Genomic DNA, 2,579 nt, shown 5'->3' on the forward strand with positions numbered 1-2,579 from the left:
GAGCAACACCACCTGCCGACCGGCGATCCCGCCGGTGCAGGCGCGTAGTTCGGCGGCGACGACGCGGGCGAGGCCGTGCGCGGCCCGTCGCATGAGCGTGCCGTCGGGCAGCGACGCGAGCAGCGGAGCCTCGGCGGCCCGGACCCGATCGCACGGATGATAGTCGCGCATCGCTGCTCCCGTTCGACGTGCGGGTTTATTCGACCGTGACGGACTTGGCCAGGTTGCGGGGTTTGTCCACGTCGTATCCGCGCGACTGCGCGACCTCGGCCGCGAACACCTGCAAGGGCACCGTCGACAGCAGTGGCTGCAGCAGCGACGGCGACGACGGGATCTCGATGAGATGATCGGCGAACGGACGCACGGTTTCGTCGCCTTCCTCGGCGATGACGACAGTGCGGGCGCCGCGCGCCTGGATCTCGCGGATGTTGCTGAGCAACTTGCTGTGCAGCACCGCCCGGCCCTTGGGGGACGGCATCACCACGATGACGGGGAGACCGTCCTCGATCAGGGCGATGGGTCCGTGCTTGAGTTCGCCGGCCGCGAAACCCTCCGCGTGCATGTACGCGAGTTCCTTGAGTTTGAGGGCGCCCTCGAGTGCAACGGGATAGCCGACGTGACGACCCAGGAACAGCACGGCCGGAGACGCCGACAGTTCCCGCGCGAGTTCGCGAACCGGGTCCATCGTGGCGAGCACCTGCTCGATGCGCGCAGGCATCGCGGCGAGATCGTCGTATTCGCGAGCCACCTCGTCGGGATACTTGGTGCCGCGAGCCTGCGCCAACGCCAGTCCGACCAGCAGGTTCGCCGCCATCTGGGCGAGGAACGCCTTCGTCGACGCAACCCCGATCTCGGGGCCGGTGCGGGTGTAGAGCACCGCATCGGCCTCGCGCGGGATCTGCGCGCCGTTGGTGTTGCACACCGCCAGTACTCGCGCCTTCTGGTCTTTCGCGTGCCGGACGGCTTCGAGGGTGTCGGCGGTCTCACCGGACTGGGAAATCGCCACGACCAGCGTCGACCGGTCGAGCACGGGATCGCGGTAACGGAACTCGGAGGCCAGTTCCACCTCGACGGGGAGTCGTGTCCAATGCTCGATCGCATATTTGGCGACGAGACCGGAATGATAGGAACTGCCGCACGCCACGACGAACACCTTGTCGATGTCGCGTAGTTCCTGATCGGACAGGCGCTGTTCGTCGAGCACGATGCGGCCGTCGACGAAATGCCCGCGCAGCGTGTCGGCGACCGCGTCGGGCTGCTCCTCGATCTCCTTGAGCATGAAGTAGTCGTGGCCGCCCTTCTCGGCGGCGGCGAGATCCCAGTCGATGGTGAACGGCCGGGTCGGCACGTCGGGACCACCGTCGAAATCGGTGACCGAGTACGAGTCCTTCGTGATCACGACGACCTGATCCTGCCCCAACTCGACAGCGTCGCGGGTGAACTCGATGAACGCCGCGACATCGGAGGCGATGAACATTTCGCCGTCGCCGACACCGACGACCAGCGGCGTGGAGCGACGTGCGGCCACGATCGTGCCGGGATGGTCCGCGTGCGCGAACACCAGCGTGAACGCGCCTTCGAGCCGGCGCAGCACGCTGCGCGCGCTCTCCACGAAGTCGCCGGCGGTGGGGCCTGCGGCGTAGGCGCGGGCCACCAGGTGCACCGCGACCTCGGTGTCGGTATCGGATGCCAAGTCGACACCGTCGTGTTCGAGTTCGGCGCGGAGCGGTGCGAAATTCTCGATGATGCCGTTGTGGACGACGGCGACGCGACCGGTCGCGTCGCGGTGCGGATGCGCGTTGCGGTCGGTGGGCCGGCCGTGGGTCGCCCACCGGGTGTGCCCCATCCCTGCGGTCCCCGCGAAGTGGTCCCTGCCGACCTCGTCGAGTTCGGCCTCCAGGTTCGCCAGCCGCCCCGCCTTCCGCTCGACGGCCAGCCCGCCGCGCCCGTCGAGGATGGCGACGCCCGCCGAGTCGTATCCTCGGTATTCCATCCGCCGTAGTGCCTCCACCACGACGCCGAGAGCATTGCGGTGCCCGACATATCCCACGATTCCGCACATGGTTAGCAGGGTACTGGGCAACGACCCGGCGGTAACAACTCGACGGGACCACACGCGCCCCGGTCCGCGGCCGGTGACGTGCCGCACGGATCGGCCGTCCGCTAACGTTCACGCCGTGGCGTCGAACCCGAAATCCCTGGCTCAGCAGCTCTCCCGGCGCGGACCCCATTCGGTCCTGCGCGGCGACCTGGCACTGGCCGGTCAACCAGGCGTGGTCTACACCCCGGCCGAGGGTTTCGGACTTCCTGCGGTGGCATTCGGGCACGGGTGGCTGACCGGAACGTCGAACTACGTGAAGCTGCTCGAGCATCTCGCCTCGTGGGGCATCGTCGCGGCAGCCCCGAACACCGAGCGCGGGCCGGTGCCGTCGGCGCTGGGCATGTCCACCGACCTGCTCACCGTTCTCGACATCTGCACGAACGTGCGGCTGGGGACGGGCCGAATCAGCGTGCATCCCGACCGCCTTGCCGTGGCCGGTCACGGTCTCGGTGCGGGTGCGGCGGTACTGGCCGCGTCC

General features: G+C 68.5%; 1 protein-coding gene and 2 pseudogenes. 1 reads left to right on the forward strand and 2 read right to left on the reverse strand.

The genetic code is table 11. The features are described from left to right. Together WAX14_RS23135 and glmS are read right to left on the reverse strand one after the other, a co-directional pair. Positions 1-171, reverse strand: a pseudogene (locus WAX14_RS23135) (bifunctional ADP-dependent NAD(P)H-hydrate dehydratase/NAD(P)H-hydrate epimerase); the annotation flags it as partial. Positions 172-196: 25 nt separating this feature from the next. After that, positions 197-2,062, reverse strand: coding sequence for a glutamine--fructose-6-phosphate transaminase (isomerizing) (gene glmS, locus WAX14_RS23140; RefSeq protein WP_422630381.1), 1,866 nt, complete (start codon positions 2,060-2,062; stop codon positions 197-199). A gap of 115 nt (positions 2,063-2,177) precedes the next feature. On the opposite strand from glmS, the pseudogene WAX14_RS23145 reads away from it, so the two are divergent. Further along, a pseudogene (locus WAX14_RS23145) lies at positions 2,178-2,579 on the forward strand (hypothetical protein); the annotation flags it as partial.

This window comes from Rhodococcus sp. (in: high G+C Gram-positive bacteria), assembly GCF_049299235.1.
In the GTDB taxonomy this organism is placed as follows: domain Bacteria; phylum Actinomycetota; class Actinomycetes; order Mycobacteriales; family Mycobacteriaceae; genus Rhodococcus.

Excerpts from the sequence above, each read along its gene's own strand:
- glmS (WP_422630381.1), bottom strand. The coding sequence starts at position 2,062 with ATGTGCGGAATCGTGGGATATGTCGGGCACCGCAATGCTCTCGGCGTC.